Annotated in this window: 13 protein-coding genes and 1 tRNA gene; 4 read left to right on the top strand and 10 right to left on the bottom strand. The window is 59.7% G+C overall.

From position 1 onward, the window contains the following. Window positions 1-61: 61 nt before the first annotated feature. Together BN1129_RS02675 and BN1129_RS02670 are read left to right on the top strand one after the other, a co-directional pair. Window positions 62-1,642: a Na+/H+ antiporter NhaC family protein gene (locus BN1129_RS02675; protein ID WP_042034327.1), complete on the top strand. Its 1,581-nt coding sequence runs from the start codon at window positions 62-64 to the stop codon at window positions 1,640-1,642. Between the two features lie 86 nt (window positions 1,643-1,728). After that, on the top strand, window positions 1,729-2,310 hold the full coding sequence (locus tag BN1129_RS02670) for a thymidine kinase (RefSeq protein WP_042034326.1): 582 nt from the start codon (window positions 1,729-1,731) through the stop codon (window positions 2,308-2,310). A 58-nt stretch (window positions 2,311-2,368) separates the two neighbouring features. Here the strand turns inward: BN1129_RS02670 and BN1129_RS02665 are convergent, their stop codons facing one another. Beyond that, window positions 2,369-3,706 carry a flavohemoglobin expression-modulating QEGLA motif protein gene (locus BN1129_RS02665; protein WP_042034325.1) on the bottom strand — a complete coding sequence of 446 codons (1,338 nt, stop codon included), beginning with the start codon at window positions 3,704-3,706 and terminating at the stop codon, window positions 2,369-2,371. A gap of 157 nt (window positions 3,707-3,863) precedes the next feature. Between BN1129_RS02665 and BN1129_RS02660 the strand changes: the two genes are divergently transcribed. Both BN1129_RS02660 and BN1129_RS02655 read left to right on the top strand, forming a co-directional pair. Further along, window positions 3,864-4,319 carry a type III secretion system chaperone family protein gene (locus BN1129_RS02660; protein ID WP_080741086.1) on the top strand — a complete coding sequence of 152 codons (456 nt, stop codon included), beginning with the start codon at window positions 3,864-3,866 and terminating at the stop codon, window positions 4,317-4,319. Between the two features lie 213 nt (window positions 4,320-4,532). After that, window positions 4,533-4,620 (top strand) — tRNA-Ser (locus BN1129_RS02655). Between the two features lie 208 nt (window positions 4,621-4,828). Here the strand turns inward: BN1129_RS02655 and alr are convergent. From alr to BN1129_RS02610, 9 genes are all read right to left on the bottom strand, one after another. Beyond that, window positions 4,829-5,983, bottom strand: coding sequence for an alanine racemase (gene alr / locus BN1129_RS02650; RefSeq protein ID WP_209418471.1), 1,155 nt, complete (start codon window positions 5,981-5,983; stop codon window positions 4,829-4,831). A gap of 441 nt (window positions 5,984-6,424) precedes the next feature. Beyond that, window positions 6,425-8,056, bottom strand: a complete 1,632-nt coding sequence (locus BN1129_RS02645) for a methyl-accepting chemotaxis protein (protein ID WP_042034323.1) — start codon at window positions 8,054-8,056, stop codon at window positions 6,425-6,427. Between the two features lie 122 nt (window positions 8,057-8,178). Beyond that, complete coding sequence (locus tag BN1129_RS02640) at window positions 8,179-9,399, bottom strand: EAL domain-containing response regulator (RefSeq protein WP_042034322.1); 1,221 nt, start codon at window positions 9,397-9,399, stop codon at window positions 8,179-8,181. A 2-nt stretch (window positions 9,400-9,401) separates the two neighbouring features. Beyond that, the gene (locus BN1129_RS02635; protein ID WP_042034321.1) at window positions 9,402-10,478 is read right to left on the bottom strand and encodes a protein-glutamate methylesterase/protein-glutamine glutaminase; all 1,077 of its coding nucleotides are present in this window, start codon (window positions 10,476-10,478) and stop codon (window positions 9,402-9,404) included. Then, window positions 10,475-11,338, bottom strand: a complete 864-nt coding sequence (locus BN1129_RS02630; protein WP_244463005.1) for a CheR family methyltransferase — start codon at window positions 11,336-11,338, stop codon at window positions 10,475-10,477. The genes BN1129_RS02635 and BN1129_RS02630 overlap by 4 nt, the downstream gene beginning before the upstream one ends. Then, window positions 11,335-11,865, bottom strand: a complete 531-nt coding sequence (locus BN1129_RS02625; protein ID WP_042034320.1) for a chemotaxis protein CheW — start codon at window positions 11,863-11,865, stop codon at window positions 11,335-11,337. Before BN1129_RS02625 ends, BN1129_RS02630 begins: the two co-directional genes overlap by 4 nt. 10 nt (window positions 11,866-11,875) lie before the next feature. Next, window positions 11,876-13,555, bottom strand: coding sequence for a methyl-accepting chemotaxis protein (locus tag BN1129_RS02620; RefSeq protein ID WP_042034319.1), 1,680 nt, complete (start codon window positions 13,553-13,555; stop codon window positions 11,876-11,878). A gap of 43 nt (window positions 13,556-13,598) precedes the next feature. Continuing rightward, window positions 13,599-15,725: a chemotaxis protein CheA gene (locus BN1129_RS02615; protein ID WP_042034318.1), complete on the bottom strand. Its 2,127-nt coding sequence runs from the start codon at window positions 15,723-15,725 to the stop codon at window positions 13,599-13,601. Continuing rightward, window positions 15,712-16,032 (bottom strand): STAS domain-containing protein, encoded by a 321-nt coding sequence (locus BN1129_RS02610; protein ID WP_042034316.1) that lies wholly within the window; start codon window positions 16,030-16,032, stop codon window positions 15,712-15,714. The genes BN1129_RS02615 and BN1129_RS02610 overlap by 14 nt, the downstream gene beginning before the upstream one ends. Window positions 16,033-16,045 lie beyond the last annotated feature (13 nt).

Below are 16,045 nucleotides of genomic sequence, written 5' to 3'. Positions count from 1 at the left end.
GGTTTTGTTTCTTTATCCTCTCGGTAGATCTCCACCTGCTGTCTTTAGGTGTAAAGAGATCATGGACATCATTCATTACGCCGACTCCGGTTGGTCTGTCATTCCCCCTTTACTGGCCGTCGCTCTGGCGATCATCACACGCCGCGTCCTGGTGTCGCTGGGCGTTGGTATTGTTGCCGGTAGTCTGTTGCTCAATCAGTTTTCTCCGCTCGATTCCCTGCATTACATGTTGAACACTGTGCTCAAGATCTTCTGGGTCGACGGTGCACTCAATAGTGATAACGTCAACATGATCCTGTTCATGCTGCTGCTGGGCGGCCTCATCAGTCTGATGAGTGTCTCCGGTGCGACCCGCGCCTTCGCCGAGTGGGCTGAGCGTCGTGCCAAGACCCGCAAGGGGGCCAAGGCGCTCACCGGCATGATGGTGTTTGCCTTCTTCATCGATGACTTCTTCCACAGTCTGTCGGTGGGGGCCATCTGCCGTCCGGTCACCGACCGCTTCCAGATCTCCCGCGCCAAGCTGGCCTATCTGCTGGACTCCACCGCGGCGCCCGTCTGCGTACTGATGCCCATCTCCTCCTGGGGAGCCTACATCATTGCCCTGGTGGGCGGCATCATGGCGGCGCACGGTCTGACAGATCAGAGCCCCATCTCCGCCTTTGTCGAGATGATCCCGATGAACCTCTACGCGGTGTTCACCCTGGTCATGGTGCTGGTGGTGATTGCGTTCCAGCTCGATATCGGCCCCATGCGTCAACACGAAGAGTGGGCGCTGGCGGGCAAGCTGTGGGACGAGTCCAAGGGCCGCCCCATCGGTCTGGATATGGAGAGCCCGGAAGAGAGCAACGGCGGCATGATCGACATGGTATTGCCGATCCTGACCCTGACCGTCGCCACCATCTATTTCATGATCCACTCCGGTGCCGCCGCGTTGAGCGAACAAGGGCTGCCGTTCAGCGTGCTCGGCTCGTTCGAGAATACCAACGTCGGTTCTTCTCTGGTCTATGGCGCTCTGTGCAGCCTAGTGGTCTCCATCGGTCTGGCCATGCGCCTCAAGCTCGGTGCGAATAACTGGATTAAGGCCGCGCCACAAGGGGTCATGGCCATGCTGCCTGCCATCAACATATTGCTGTTCGCCTGGGCTATCGGTGCCGTGGTGCGTGACGTGGAAACCGGCAAGTACCTGGCCTCCATGGCCAACGGCAACCTGCCGACCGAAGTGTTGCCAGCCGTGGTGTTTATCCTCTCCTGTGCCATGGCGTTTGCCACCGGCACCAGCTGGGGCACCTTTGGCATCATGCTGCCGCTGGCCGGTGACATGGCGGCCGCCAGTGATATCAGCCTGATGCTGCCCATGCTAGCTGCCGTGCTGGCAGGCTCTGTGTTTGGCGATCACAGCTCGCCCATCTCGAGTACCAGTATCCTGTCGGCCACGGGGGCAGGGTGCCATCACATCGATCACGTGATGACCCAGCTGCCCTATGCGCTGGCCATCGCCTTCGGTGCTGCGCTCGGTTACCTGGTCATGGGGCTGATGCATTCCGTGCTGGCGGGCTTTACTGTCAGCGGGCTCTGGTTTGTGATCTTCTCCGGTTATCATCTGCGCAAGGCTCGGCGCCATCGAGCGCTGGCTATGGCATAAATAGAACAAGGGGCCCACGGGCCCCTTGGTTTTGGCAGGGGCTTTGGTTAGCATGCGCCCCATAAATTCAGTTTCGGAACAACACCATGGCTTCACTGCACTACAAATTTGCCACCATGAATTCAGGCAAATCCACCCAGCTCATCCAGGCCCACTTCAATTATCTGGAGCGGGGCATGCAGCCCCTGGCCATGACACCGGCCATTGATGATCGCTTCGGCGTGGGGGTGATCAGTGCCCGGGTTGGCCTTGAGCTGAAGGTGGATGTGTTCAGTGACAGTTGCGATCTGTTCGAGATGGTGAAGGCGCGCCATGCCCAGAAGCGTATCGATGTGTTCATCGTCGACGAGGCCCAGTTCTTGACCCGCGAGCAGGTTTACCAACTGGCGCGCATCGTCGACGAGCAGGATATTCCCGTGATGGCCTATGGCCTCAAGACCGACTTTCGGGGGGAGCTGTTCCCGGGCTCCTATCATCTGCTCTGTCTTGCCGACAAGTTCGAAGAGCTGAAAAGCATCTGCTGGTGTGGCAACAAGGCGCACATGAACTCCCGGGTGAGCGCTGCTGGCCAGGTGATGCGGGATGGTGAGCAGGTGGAAATCGGCGGCAACGATCGCTATGTGTCGTTGTGCCGCAAGCACTATCTGGAAGGGCGGGCCTACAAGTGATCGGGCCGCGATAAGAGAGAAGGGCGCCAATCTGGCGCCCTTCTTGTTTGTTTACGACTCAGTCGATCTCGATATCCACCGGCGCAATGATGGGATCGGCCACCGGCAGACGATGGAACAGCTGGCGAAAATGTTGCTGGACCCGGCCTATGTCCACCAGTGACATGCCCGAGGCGAAGCCGAACCAGACGTAGAGCCCGGTGAGATCGCGAAACATGGGAGGCAGGTAGCGGGGGGCATCGATCAGCCCCTCCAGATAGTGCTGATAGAGCACAGGAATGTCGTCCAGAGTCACCTTGCCGACGAACAGCATGGGCAGGATCTCGGGGACCCCTTCCAGCACAGCGCTGCGGATGAAGTTGACCGTCTCCACGTAGCCGCGCACGTAGGAGAGATCCTTGGTGAAGCAGGCACCGCCGCCAACCATGCCGCCGCGAAACACCCGCTGGGTGATCATGTAGGCGTCGTGTTCGCTGTTGCCCTGTGCCACAAAATGCTGGAAGACCTCGATAAAGTCGGCGCCGCGCTCCGCCATGTCGATGGCTATCACGCGATCCGAGATGCGCTTGGCCCGATCCGGAAAGGAGCTGAAGGTGAGCGTTTCGATCAGGACCGCCAGCCCCTCCTGACAGGCGGTGATACGCGGCGAGCCAGCGCTGAGCCAGGTGGCGTAGGGTTGCTGGCGGCCGTTGAGAGTGGTGCCCACGTGCACCCAGCCTTCGTGCACCTCCAGCACCTGCAGGTCCAGCTCGGAGAAACGGGCGTGGGAATTGAGCTTGATGTAATCGCTGCCGGCGGCGGCATCCGAGACGATGCCATCGCTCAGCTTGACTTGTACCGTGCCATCGCTGAAATAGCTAGACAGTTTGCCCTGCAGCTTGGCGACCGCCGCTTCCCCTTCAAATTCCTTGGGATAGGGGCGCACCAGATGGCGGGCACCGGGTAGGGAGAAGATGTCGCACAAGCGGGCTCCCAGCTCCCTGAGGGTCTTGCGATCGCCGCGCAGGTGATCACTGGCCGAGCCGTACAGCAGCTGGCTGTAGCGCAAGAAATCAGGCTGTCCGCGTTGGCGCAGCATCTCGATCACCACCATGTACTGATCGACCGTCTCTTGCAGTATGCGGCCCAGATCATCCCGAGGGCCCAGCCGGCGCCGGATCCTGTCCCGCAACTCCTTGAGTTCAAGATACTTGTTGCGGGGATCGAAGCCGAGGGGCAGGGCATCGTAGAAGTGCTGATCGATGGCGGGCAGTGCGCGTCCTCCGTTGGCCAGAAAATCGGCCTGGAGATGACGGGGCCACTTGATGGCATCCAGAATGCGAATGGGCTTTTGCAGGGCCAGCAGTTCATCCGACAAGGATTTCAGATGCAGGCGGTACTTTTCTTGGATGGTCATCAGGCCTTCTGCGGGGTGAAGGTGGGGCGAGAATAACTGAGTATATGCATAGTGCTTGCCAAAAAGAAGCTGGCGCCCAGCTTATCCGGCCACTGCACTTTTGGTTGCCGGAAAATTGGTTTAGACTGCGCCCCTTGATCCTTATCGTGTCGTGGAAATGATGAATATCCCCAGCTCTGAAATGATAATGCGTTGGTTGCAGCAGGCTCGTATCGAGCACTATGTCTGCGATCAGTGTCATGGCATCCACATTGTCTCCCTGCAGTCCGTCGACGGCATTCAGGAGAGCCGGATCTTTGTCGAAGAGGAAGGGCTGCTGTTTTCATCCGAGCTGGAAGTGCGTCCTTCCTCGCTGCTGCCGCTGATGGCCGAACTGGGTCGCCTCAACATGCAATATCCGTCGCTCAAGGTGTTCCTCGACATCATTGATGACAACCTGCCGCGCCTCATCGTGGGCCACACAGTGTTTACCAAGGCGGGTCTCTCCGTGGAACAGTTCCTGCTGTTTGTCGAAAGCACCACGGCCGCGACCCATGAGGTGGTGTCCGAATGCGAGCGCCTTGGCTTCCTGAACCTGCCCGAGATCCAGGTCGCGCCGGAATGCGTGCACTGATTTGTGCGTTAAATGTGCGAACGATTCGTCAGGTAAAAAAAGCCGTTGACGCCGGCGGGGCTTTCCCCTAAATTACGCCCCGTTCCAGCGCAACAGCGCCATGAACACAGTGTTGGCTGAACACGTTAAACAACAGATCAGAATTTGGTGATGTGCCCGAGTGGCTGCCAGGCAATGCTCTTGGCAAGCACGAGCTCATGACTAAAACAAATTGGTGAGGTGTCCGAGTGGCTGAAGGAGCACGCCTGGAAAGTGTGTATACGGCAACGTATCGAGGGTTCGAATCCCTCCCTCACCGCCAAATAAAACAAAAGGGCCTGTCGACAGACAGGCCCTTTTGTTTTTTCCCGTGATCGCTGGTGCGACCCGTATCCAGGGGGCAGGCTCGTCATCTTTCACTGCCTGCCGGGGGATGCTCTTTCGCCGAGCGCGGGCGTCACTGCCCTGCTGCTCTTTTGCTTGTTGCCGCTATGCCTCATGTCTCCCGAATTGAGATGAGAGATCCTGTGTTAAGCCGTGGCTCGCAGGGCGTAGCCAGCATATGAGGGCATGTCAGCGTCTGCCTGCGACAGTGCCTTGGCGCAGGGCTGGGCAAGCGCGACGGACACCCGGGAGGTGAGGCGGGTCAGCAGTTCATAGGGGATAGTCCCTATCTTCTCAGCCACCTGTTCCACCGGCAGGCCCTCGCCCCACAGGATCACCTCATCCCCGCACTGATCGCTGGCCTGTGGCCCGAGGTCGACCGTGATCATGTCCATGGCAACCCGGCCGACGATGGGCACCCGGCGACCGTTGACGAGCATGGGCGTCCCCTCGGGAGCCATGCGCGGATAACCGTCTCCATAGCCGACCGCGACCACCCCGAGGGTGGTGTCGCGATGGGCCACCCAATGGGCGCCATATCCTACCGATTCTCCCCGCTTGCACTTTCTGATGGCGATCAGCTGGCTCTTGAGGGTCATGACGGGGCGCAGCCCATGATCGGAGGCCAGCTGGCCTCCGAAGGGGGAGGCGCCATAAAGCATGATGCCAGGTCTTATCCAGTCGCTACGTGAATCCGGCCAGGCGAGGATCCCTGCCGAGTTGGCCATGGCCTTCTCGCCCGGCAGGTGGGCGGTGAGCATCTTGAACGCCTCGATTTGCTGCTGGGTGGCTTGGCTATCCTGCTCGTCGGACTGGCTGAAATGGGTCATCAGATGAAAAGGCTGCACCACGTTCTTGCATCGGCCAAGGCGCTCGATAAAGGCGGGCAGCTCCTGCTCCCTCACGCCCAGCCGGTTCATCCCGGTATCGAGCTTGAGCCATACCCTGACGGGGGCCGGCAATTGGGCCCGTTCGAGCAGCGCCAACTGCTCCCAGGTGTGCAGTGTGGTCTGCAACTCCTGGGCTGCCAGCAGGGAGAGCGCCTCGGCCGAGAAGAAGCCACCCAGCACCAGAATGGGTTTGGTGATGGCATTTGCACGCAGTACCAGCGCCTCTTCGAGTCGCGCTACCGCATAGGCATCTGCCTGGACCAGGGTATTGGCGACCTGCAGCAGGCCATGGCCATAGGCGTTGGCCTTGATGACTGCGATGATCTTGCTGTGGGGGGCGTGGCGCCGCACGACGGCAAAATTGTGATGGAGCGCATCGACATCGATGCTGGCCGTAACTGTGTTCATCATGGGTTCGGGTGTCTGCTTGATGAGGATCGGGGTTGGCTGTTTATCTCAATCTTGACCCGCTGGCCTGAACGCCTTGGGTCAGGTCGCCGCAGACCGCGCAGCGGATGTTGTTTTATATGCTTTGAAATGTACAGTTATGTTATCAGTTGTTTTTTGTTTGGTAAATTATGTGGCGAATAGGAGTGAAGTAATGGCATAAATACGGGATATTCCTCTGTATAAATATGCTTCCCGATGCTTTCTTTTGCTCCCTATCACACGATATTTATCACTGCTTATGACCCTCCAACAGGCAGGGGTTAATGTGGCGTTTCAGTGAGTTGGGGTCGGGTATTATGCGTGTTGAGACGTTTTGACAGGGATGGGGGGCGAAACTGGCCGGATGAAGGCGCGGAGGAGGGGAAAAAGCAGGGCTGCCGGGATGGCAGCCCTGTTGATCAGCTACACCTTGAAGAAACCGATGCCCTTGTTGAGTTGATGGATGATGTCGGTCAGCTGGGAGGCATCGTGGTTGACGCTCTCGGCGGCGGATACGTTCTCCAGCGACATCTGGGCAATCTCCTCGACCGACTGGGCAATCAGCTGGCTGGCGGCGGCCTGCTCATGGAGCATGGAGCTGATCTCCTGGATGAGGCCCACCACCTTGCGAGAGCTCTGATCCACCTGGGCCATGGTATCGCTGGAGCTGTCTGTGGTTTCTCGCACCCGGCTCATGCTGTCGGCACAGGTATTCATTCCCTTGACCGCCCCTGTGGCCCCCTGCTGGATCGACTTGAGCATCTCGTTGATCTCTTGCGTCGCCTGGGTCGTCCGCGCCGCCAGGGTTCGCACCTCGTCGGCGACCACGGCAAAGCCACGGCCCATGTCACCGGCCCGGGCTGCCTCGATGGCGGCGTTGAGTGCCAGCAGGTTGGTCTGGTCCGCCACCCCCTGGATCATCACTGAAATCTGGCTGATGCGGGTGATGTCATCGAACAGCCCCTGCACCTGTTTGGCCGAGTCGTTGACGGCAGTGGTGACCCTGAGCACCTCTTGCGAGGCGTGCTTGACCTGCTCTTCACCGGCATGGGCGATCTCCCCTGACTGGACCACCACGCTGTTGGCCTGGTTGGCGAAGGAGGAGAGCTGGGAGACGGAAGTGGTCAGCTCTTCGACCGACGCGGCTGTGTTGGCGGTCGCCAGAGATTGTTGCTGGGAGCTGGTGTTGACCTGCTGGGCGGCGGCGACCAGTTGGGAAGAGCTGGCGGTCAACCCTTCGGCGGCGTGCTGCATGGTCGTGACAATGTCACGCAAGCTTTGGCGGGTACTGCTCATCGCCTGTTGCATCTGGGTCAGCTCATCGTTGCCTTCCGCACTGTCTTGCGCCGTGAGATGCCCTTGCGCCAGTTGCTTCAGCTCGCCCATGATGGCGGTCAACGGCATATTGATGCTGTTGCTGAGTAGCCAGCCCAGCAACAGGGAGAGTATGACGGAGCCCGCGAGTATGGTGTAGGTGGTCGTGGTGATATCGGCAACGACGACATCGCTGTCATCATAGGCCTGCTTGCCGAGCGCCTGATTGATGTCCACCAGCTTGCTGAGCTGGTCGTCGACTACCTGAAAGCTGGTGGCGGTGTCCCCCTTCATCAGCTTGAGGGCGGTGTCGTTGTCACTGGCATAGCTGGCGGCCATCACCTTTTTTGCACTCTCTTTGTAAATCGACCAGGTTCTGTCTACTTCCGCCAGCGCGGCTTTTTCCGGCGCGGTCAGATAGGTCGCCCGGTATTTATTCAGCAAGGTATTCATCTTCTGTTCGTAGCCATCCATCTGGCTGGCGATCCTGTCCATGCCGGGCTGTGTCGGTTCGATGACATAGTCAAACAGCGACCGGTTATGGTAGATGGCCTGCATATTGGCGTTGGCTATGTCGGCGATGGGGGTCAGGTTGTTGAGATACATGCTATTGAGCATGCCGTCGACTTTGGCGGTGTTCTGTTTGCCGTAGAGCCCCACCCCGAGCAGGATGAGATTGAGCAACAGAAAGGAAACAATAAGCCGCGTCTTGATGGAGATCTGGCGAAGTAGGTTGTTCATAGTAGCCTCATGCTTGTTTTATGTCCGTTCCCTGCAGCGAGATTACGACTGCTCTCTTGTCATCCCACCCCTGGCCGGGTGAGCACCACCGTATCGTTTCTGTCTTCTCGTTATATCACCCTTTATTTTACTCTGGCTTGCCATTCGGCAAACCAGGGCGCTATTTGTGCCACAGGTAACGGGCGACTGACGTAATAGCCCTGGGCCAGTTCACAGCCCAGCTGGGCCAGTTGCCGCCAGTCCTCTTCGCTTTCAACCCCTTCGGCTACCGTTTTGAGCCCGAGCTTCTGGCTCATGACAATGGCTGAGGTCAATATCGCCAGCTTCTTCGGGCTGCTATGGGCGTCGTGGACAAATTCTTTATCTATCTTGATCTCGGTGAAGGGGCAGCGGGATAACTGCTTCATGGAGGAGTAGCCGGTGCCGTAATCATCCATTGCGATGCCAAACCCCCTGAGCCGCAAACGCGCCAGCGTGCCCAATGAGATGGAGAGATTGGACATGAAGGTGGTTTCGGTGACTTCAATAATGATGGCGTGACAGGGCAGTTGATGTGCCTGCACGATGTCAATCATGTTCTCGACCAACTTATCCGTGAGTAACAGGCTCACCGGCAAATTAATCGAACAGCTGACGGGGCAGGGCAGGGTGGCCAGTGCCGTGAGCGCATCACAGGTGGCGTGCAGGAAGTGATAAAAGAAATCCAGCGCCAATTGCCCCTCTTCCAGGTGATGGACGAAACAGACGGGCGGGATCACGCCGTGTTCGGGATGGAGCCAGCGCACCAGGGCTTCAAAGCCATAGAGGCGCGAATCCACCATCGTTATCTTGGGCTGCAAAAAGGGCACCAGTTGCCGGTTGTCCAGCGCCTGCTGCACATCGTTGGCGGTGAAGGCGAGCTGCATCCACTTCTTGTTTTCCCTGTGAACCTGGGGGTCGCAGTGCTGCAGCATGTTGTACAGATCGCTCGATTTGAGCGGCTTTGACAGCACGCCGATCACCTCCAGGGTGCCTGCATCGGCAATGGCGTGGATCACATCCAGCACATCCTGCTCCACCCCGCTCATGACGGCGACAAACATCCGGTAGTGGGTGTTTTTTTCCAGGTTGCTGATGAGTTCTACCCCGTCCATGCCGGGCATGTTGAGGTCTGTCAGCAGCAGATCGATGCGCACCTCCATACCCTCCAGTTGCTGCAACTTGTCCAGCGCATCCTGACCGTCTTGAGCCACATGAATTTGGCCAAACCCCAGCTCCTGCAACAGGCAGGTCACCTCATACTGCTGGGGGCGGGAGTCATCCACCACTATGGCACAGCGGCCTTGCCATTGTTCCAACAACATAATTACACGCCTCGCAGATCGGGACGGCTGAGCGTCTGGGTGATGTGTGTGAGTGACATGACGTCATCCACGCCGCCATGGGCGATGGCCTCTTTTGGCATGCCAAACACCACGCAACTGCCTTCATCCTGCGCTATGGTGCGCGCCCCGGTGTCGTGCAGCTCTTTCATGCCCCGGGCCCCGTCGTCTCCCATGCCGGTCATGATGACGCCAAGTGCGTTATGGCCCGCGCTCACGGCCACCGAGCGAAACAGCACGTCCACTGATGGACAGTGGCGGGAGACCGGCGGCCCCTCTTTTACCTCGGCCAGATACTGGGTACCGCTGCGCTGGATCAGCAGGTGTTTGCCTCCCGGGGCTATGATGGCGACGCCTGGCAGCAGGCGATCGCCGGTGACGGCTTCCTTTACCTCCAGCTGGGAGAGGCTGTTGAGCCGCTCGGCGAAGGAGGCGGTAAACCGGGCGGGCATGTGTTGCACGATAGCCAGCCCCGGGCAGCTGGCGGGCAGGCGGGAGAGCAGGTATTCCAGCGCCTGGGTACCACCGGTGGAAGTCCCCAGCGCGATGATCCTCTCCGTGGTGCGAAACGAGAGCCGTTCGGCAGGGGGGGAGAGCATCTCATCGGCATTGTGGCGCGGGACGAGGGCTATCTGGTTGGTCGCGGGCAGCAGATTGCGCAGCTTGGCGCCGACGGCGCCTCTTATCTCTTGAATGAAGTCGTTTGCCGACTGCTGCAGAAAGCTCTTGATGCCCACATTGGGCTTGGTGACGATGGAGATGGCCCCCGCCGAGAGGGCTTCCAGGGTAATCATGGCGCCCTCCTCGGTCAGGGAGGAGCAGATGATGATGGGGGTCGGGTGCTCGGCCATGATCTTCTTGAGGAAGGTCAGTCCGTCCATGCGTGGCATCTCTATGTCGAGGATGATGACGTCCGGCCAGCACTTCTTCATCTGCTGCATGGCGAAGATGGGATCAAAGGCTGCGCCAATGACCTCGATGTCCGCAGCCTTGCTCAGCATCTGGGTCAGCACTTCCCGCACCAGGGCCGAGTCGTCGACGATCAATACCCGTATTGTCATGGCGCATCCTTTGCTGGCAGACGGCGATAGCGGGAGGGGGCTTCCTGCACCAGGGAAAGATCCTGTTGGCGAATGACCTCGGAGTGCCCGACCAGCAGATAGCCACCGGGTCTTAGCAGCTGGCAGAGCTGGGTCAGGACGCGGGCCTTGGTGGTGTCGTTGAAGTAGATGAGGACATTTCTGAGCAAAATCACATCGAAATCGCGTTCCTGATAGTCACCGCACGACAGCAGGTTCAGGTTGGTGAAGGAGACCTTTCTGGCAAGCGCCGGCTTGACCCGGATCTGGCCCGCGTACTCATCATGACCGCGTTGAAAATAGCGCAGCCACAGATGGGGCGGCACATGCTGGGCCCGCTCGACCGCATAGATGGCGCGCCGGGCAAAGGGAATGACGCGGGTATTGATGTCGGTGCCGTGAATGCTCCAGCGTTCGTTGATGCCGTGCTGTTCGGCCAGCACCATGGCGGCAGAGTAAGCCTCCTCGCCGGTGGAGCAGGCTGCCGACCAGATGCGAAGTGGCTGGCTGCGATGGGCGAGCAGCTGCTCGGCATGGTGTTTGAGCCAGGTGAAGTGCTGGGCCTCGCGAAAAAAATAGGTCTCGTTGGTCGACAGCAAATTGATGGCGAGCTGGCGTTCCTGGGTGCCGAGGGGCTGGTTTATCCGCTCCCAATAGGATTGATAGCTGGTGAGGTGCAGAGCCCGCAGTCGCTTGGCGAGCCGGGATTGCACCAGTGCCCGCTTGCAGGGGGCGAGATCTATGCCCGCCGTGTTGAGGATGAAGCGCCGAAACAGATCAAATTCGCTCTGACTGAGGCTCGGGACCTGCTCTGGCGTGAACAGCGGCGCCACCATGTTCATCCGCCCTGCTCTTGCGAGAACAGCTGGCCGGTGGCGGCCTCGGCCATGGTGCTCAGTTCGGTGATGGAGAGGGCCTTGTGCATGTCGAGCAGAATGGCGAACTGCTGATCTATGGTGACCACCCCCTGAATGAAGTCGCCCCGGATGTGGGTGCCGAAGGTTGGGGCCGGCTCTATGGTGTCGGTTCGGATCTCCAGCACTTCGCACACCGCATCCAGCAGCATGCCGATCTCCTGCTCCTCTCCAGTGCTGTTGGGCAGGGAGAGGACGGCGACACAGGTGGTGGGCAGCAGTGGGGTCTGGTCCCGGCCAAAGCGGATAGAGAGGTCGATCACGGGCACCACGGCGCCGCGCAGGTTGATGATGCCCCGCACGAAGCGCGGCATCATGGGGACCGGGGTCATGCCTTCGAACTCGATGATTTCACGGATGCAGCCAATGTCGACCCCATACAGCTCCCCCCCCAGCATGAAGGTGACGCAGTGAAAAGGGGACGCTGTGGCAGCAGGAGCAATGGTATTTCTCATCGGCCTGCTCCTAATAGTTGGTGAACTTGCCATCGTCGATTTCCCGCTCCAGATCCTCTTCGTGGAAGGGCTGGGCACGGGCAAGTGTCTTTTTCGGCTTGATGCGTCTGGCAGCCGAGTAGGTGGCCGTGTGCAAGGGATGGGGTTGGCGGTTATTGCCGCCCCTGAGCGTGAATTGTTGCATCAGCTCTTGCAGTTGCAGGGCGGTGGAGCTCAGCTCTTCCGAGGTGGAGCTCAGCTCTTCTGCCGAGGCGGCCGAGGCCTGCATGCCATCGCTTATCTGGGTCACGGCTATGTTGATCTGGGAGACGCTGGCCCGCTGCTCGCGGGAAGCAGAGGCTATCTCCTGCACCAGGGTGGCGGTCTGATCGATGCCGGGCAGCATCTCGCGCAGCAATGCCCCCGCCTGTTCGGCCACGCTGACGGAGCGACCCGCCAGCTCGCCTATCTCCTTGGCGGCGATTTGTGACCGCTCGGCCAGCTTTCTTACCTCGGCGGCGACGGTGGCAAAGCCCTTGCCATGCTCACCGGCCCTGGCCGCCTCGATGGCGGCATTGATGGCCAGCAGATCGGTCTTGTTGGCGATGTCATTGATGACGGTGATGCGCGAGGCTATCTCTTTCATCGCGTGGACCATCTCGCCAACCGCCTTGCCACTGTCGGTGGCACTGCTGGCGGCCCTGGTGGAGATGCTCTCGGTCACCCTGGCGTTGTCGGCATTCTGGCTTACTGTCGCCGTCATCTCCTCGACCGAGGCGCTGGTCTGCTCGACGCTGGCGGCGAGCTCGGACGAGGTTTGGGAGAGGGCGTTGGCGGTGGCAGCGACCTGCTCGGAAGCCGAGCCTATCGCCTCTGACATGGCGCCGACCTCGTTGAGGGTATCGGAGAGGCGGTGGGCCATGCTTTTGATTGCATAGAGCAGGCTGCTGGTGTCGTCGGCTCTGAGCAGCACGGGGGTGGAGAGATCGCCATCGGCAACCCGGGCCACCACCTGCACCGTATAGGAAGGGTCCCCCCCCAGCTGGCGCAATATGCTGCGGGTCACCAGCAGGGACAGCATGAAGCAGATAAGAAAGGCGCTGCAGGCGATGGCGATCAGGATCTGCAGATTGTCCCCATAAATGATTTTGCTGTCGGCTAATGACTGAGTGGCGAGTGTGTCATTCAGGTTGACCAGGTCGGTGAGACGATCATCAGCAACATTGAATGCCGGTCGCCCCTGTTCGGCCAGCATGATGGCGGCTTTCTGATTATTGAGATTATCCCCCGTATCGGATTGCACTGTCCTTATGATGCTATCGGCGAGGGGTTTGTAAATGGCCCATGCCTGATCAAAGCGCGCCAACAGATCTGTTTCTGGCTGGGTGAGGTAGGTTTTACGGTACTTGTCAATCAATTCATTCATTTTTCCTTCGTATCGTAACATGTTGTTTGCATTTTCTTTTCTTGTCTTTTCATTGTCTTCCAACACATAGCGATAGAGGGCCCGACTCGTGTATATGGCCTGCATATTGGCGTTGGCCAGATCCTTGATGGGGGTGAGCTGATTGGCATGCATGTTGTCAACCAGCGTGGCCATCGCCTTGGTGGAGTAGTAGCTGGTGAGCGTCAGCACCACCAGCAGCACCATGAGAATGGAAAACGAGAACACCAGCTTTGTTCTGACTTGCAAGTTGTGAAACCAGTCCATGGCTCTACTCCGTAAACCTTGTTAGTGACAGTATGGTCTGTGGTCAATGTCTGAGGGTGAACAGGGCGTCCGCCTGTTGATGGAGCAAGTGTTGCTCTCGCCGCCACGCCAGCTGAATGAGCTGGGGCACGTCGAGGATCAGCGCTGGCTGGCCATTGCCCAGAATGGTGGAGCCGCTGACGTAACGCAGGGATTTGAAAAGGTCCCCAAGTGGCTTGATCACCGCCTGCACTTCTCCTATCAGGCGATCCACTACGATACCGGCGCGGTTGTCGGCGTAATCGACCATCACCACAAACTCGGGCTCGGTTGCAGCCGGCAGGGCAAACAGTTCGCGCAGGGCGATGAAGGGAACCCACTCCCCGCGCACGTTGATCTGGCGACTCTGGCTGTGCAGGGCATCTGGCGGCAGGTCGATGCACTCCACCATCATGTCGAGGGGGATCACCAGAGAGGTGTGATCCACCTCAATCCGGAAGCCGTCTATGATGGCCAGGGTCAGGGGCAGCCTGAGCCGGAAGGTGGTGCCTGCGCCCAGCCGGCTCTCAATGGTGGTTTCACCGCGAAGGAATTCCAGGTTGCGCTTGACCACATCCAGCCCGACCCCGCGCCCCGAGAGATCGCTGACATCGGCGGCGGTGGAGAACCCCGGCATGAACAGCAGCTGGAAGAGCTCCTGCTCGCCGAGTACCTTGCCCTCCGGCACCATGCCCCGGGCGTGGGCCTTGGCAAGGATCTTGTCGCGATCTATGCCCCGGCCATCATCGCTCACCTCCACCACCACGGCCCCGGCATCGTGGTAAGCGTTCAGGGTGATCACCCCTTGCGCCGGCTTGCCGGCCGCCAGCCGCAGGGCCTGATCTTCGAGGCCGTGATCGGCGGCATTGCGTACCAGGTGCATCAGGGGATCGGTCAGTTTCTCGACCATGGATTTGTCGATGTCGGTGTCGGCGTTTCGGATCTGCAACTGGATATCCTTGCCCGTCTGCTGGGAGAGCTCGTACACCAGTCGCGGGAAACGGTTGAAGATCTCGTTGATGGGCACCATGCGCAGAGTCAGGGCATCGTCACGGATCCCCTCCACCAGGGTGTTGACGGTGGCGACTGATTCGATGAGTTCCGCATCTCCTCTGAGTCTGGCCTGCAGTGTGGTGGCCGAGGTGGCGATCACCAGCTCGCCGACCCGGTTGATCAGGCGATCCAGCTTGGCTGCCTCGATCCGGATGTAGTGCCCTTCGGCCCGCAGCGGCGGCTTGGCCTGCACAAGGGGGATGGGGGCTGGCTGTGGCTCCGTTGGCGCCAGCGTCGTGGCAGTTCCGGGCAAGTCACCGTTCGCGATGCGTGTGGCTTCCGCCTGGGTCAGTGCCTGGGCGGCTACCCAGCGTTGTAGCTGGGCCGAGAGCGGCTCATCCCGCCATGCCGCCAGCCGTTGGCCCTGTTCGGCAAACAGCGTCAGATCCTGATGCGGTGTGAGCAAGCAGATGAGGCTGGCGTGGGCGACAAAGTCGAAGGTGCCCAGGATCCGCTCTCTGGGCTCGGCACTGAGCAGGCCTATCTCGTAGCCGAGAAAACACTCGGTGGGATCGAGCAGTTGCAGCGGTGGCCATTCGTGCCAGACCGGCTGGATGAAGTGGATCTGCCCCAGATTGGCCAGGTAGCGGATGAAGGCAAGCAGGTCGAAGCCATCCTGATACAGGGCCGGATAGAAGCGCAGGGAGAGATGCCAGGGGCGCAGATCCTGCGAGGTGACGGGGGCGGGCATGGCCAGCGGCTGGCTGGGCAGGGTCTGGTGACCCTGCAACTGGGAGAGCAGGGCCAGGATCTGCTGGGTCTCGGTCTGCTGCAGTTCGGGATTGTGCTCGGCGCCCTGCAACAGATCGCGCAGTTGATCGTTGCAGGCCAGCAACAGGTTGACCAGGTGTTCATCCAGCGCTATATCGCCGCTGCGCAGTCGCTCCAGCATGTTCTCCATGGCATGGGCGAAGCGCACCAGCATGGTCAGCCCCAGCATGCCCGCCGACCCCTTGATGGTGTGGGCGGTGCGAAACATCAGGTTGTAGGTATCGGTGTGGGCTGGATAGGTCTCACGATCCAGCAGAGCATGTTCCAGGTTGTCGCACTGCTCATAGGCCTCTTCAAAAAAGAGGGCGCGGGCCTTATTGATGTCCATGAACCGCCCCCTTTGAGCCAACGTCAGCCCACAACCCCAGCTCGGTCAAGACGCAGTGGGCGACACACTCATCGCTTGCCAGCAGTCGCAGCCGTTTACCCTGCTGGCTCGCCTCCTGCTGCAAGATGGCGATGAGCTGGGCGCCACAGCCGTCGAGTGCCTCCAGCGGGTTCAAGTCCAGGTTCAGGTCGGCAAAGTTGAGCAGGCCGAACAGATCGTCCTGCAGATCCCCCAGCGTCATTATGCTCAGTTCACCGCTCAGGGTGGCGGTGGGGGGCGTTTGCCGGGTATCGAGTTGCAGGCTCATGACTGTCGCTCCC

Source organism: Aeromonas popoffii (assembly GCF_000820025.1).
In the GTDB taxonomy this organism is placed as follows: Bacteria; Pseudomonadota; Gammaproteobacteria; order Enterobacterales; family Aeromonadaceae; genus Aeromonas; species Aeromonas popoffii.
Note: the sequence above shows the minus strand (reverse complement) of the source record. Positions and strands in the feature narration are given on the sequence as shown.

What these genes read in the sequence shown, in the direction of transcription:
- BN1129_RS02620 (WP_042034319.1), bottom strand. Translation starts at nt 13,555, where the DNA reads ATGGACTGGTTTCACAACTTGCAAGTCAGAACAAAGCTGGTGTTCTCG.
- alr (WP_209418471.1), bottom strand. Translation starts at nt 5,983, where the DNA reads ATGATGAACACAGTTACGGCCAGCATCGATGTCGATGCGCTCCATCAC.
- BN1129_RS02645 (WP_042034323.1), bottom strand. Translation starts at nt 8,056, where the DNA reads ATGAACAACCTACTTCGCCAGATCTCCATCAAGACGCGGCTTATTGTT.
- BN1129_RS02630 (WP_244463005.1), bottom strand. Translation starts at nt 11,338, where the DNA reads ATGAACATGGTGGCGCCGCTGTTCACGCCAGAGCAGGTCCCGAGCCTC.
- BN1129_RS02625 (WP_042034320.1), bottom strand. Translation starts at nt 11,865, where the DNA reads ATGAGAAATACCATTGCTCCTGCTGCCACAGCGTCCCCTTTTCACTGC.
- BN1129_RS02670 (WP_042034326.1), top strand. Translation starts at nt 1,729, where the DNA reads ATGGCTTCACTGCACTACAAATTTGCCACCATGAATTCAGGCAAATCC.
- BN1129_RS02610 (WP_042034316.1), bottom strand. Translation starts at nt 16,032, where the DNA reads ATGAGCCTGCAACTCGATACCCGGCAAACGCCCCCCACCGCCACCCTG.
- BN1129_RS02665 (WP_042034325.1), bottom strand. Translation starts at nt 3,706, where the DNA reads ATGACCATCCAAGAAAAGTACCGCCTGCATCTGAAATCCTTGTCGGAT.
- BN1129_RS02615 (WP_042034318.1), bottom strand. Translation starts at nt 15,725, where the DNA reads ATGGACATCAATAAGGCCCGCGCCCTCTTTTTTGAAGAGGCCTATGAG.
- BN1129_RS02675 (WP_042034327.1), top strand. Translation starts at nt 62, where the DNA reads ATGGACATCATTCATTACGCCGACTCCGGTTGGTCTGTCATTCCCCCT.
- BN1129_RS02635 (WP_042034321.1), bottom strand. Translation starts at nt 10,478, where the DNA reads ATGACAATACGGGTATTGATCGTCGACGACTCGGCCCTGGTGCGGGAA.
- BN1129_RS02660 (WP_080741086.1), top strand. Translation starts at nt 3,864, where the DNA reads ATGATGAATATCCCCAGCTCTGAAATGATAATGCGTTGGTTGCAGCAG.
- BN1129_RS02640 (WP_042034322.1), bottom strand. Translation starts at nt 9,399, where the DNA reads ATGTTGTTGGAACAATGGCAAGGCCGCTGTGCCATAGTGGTGGATGAC.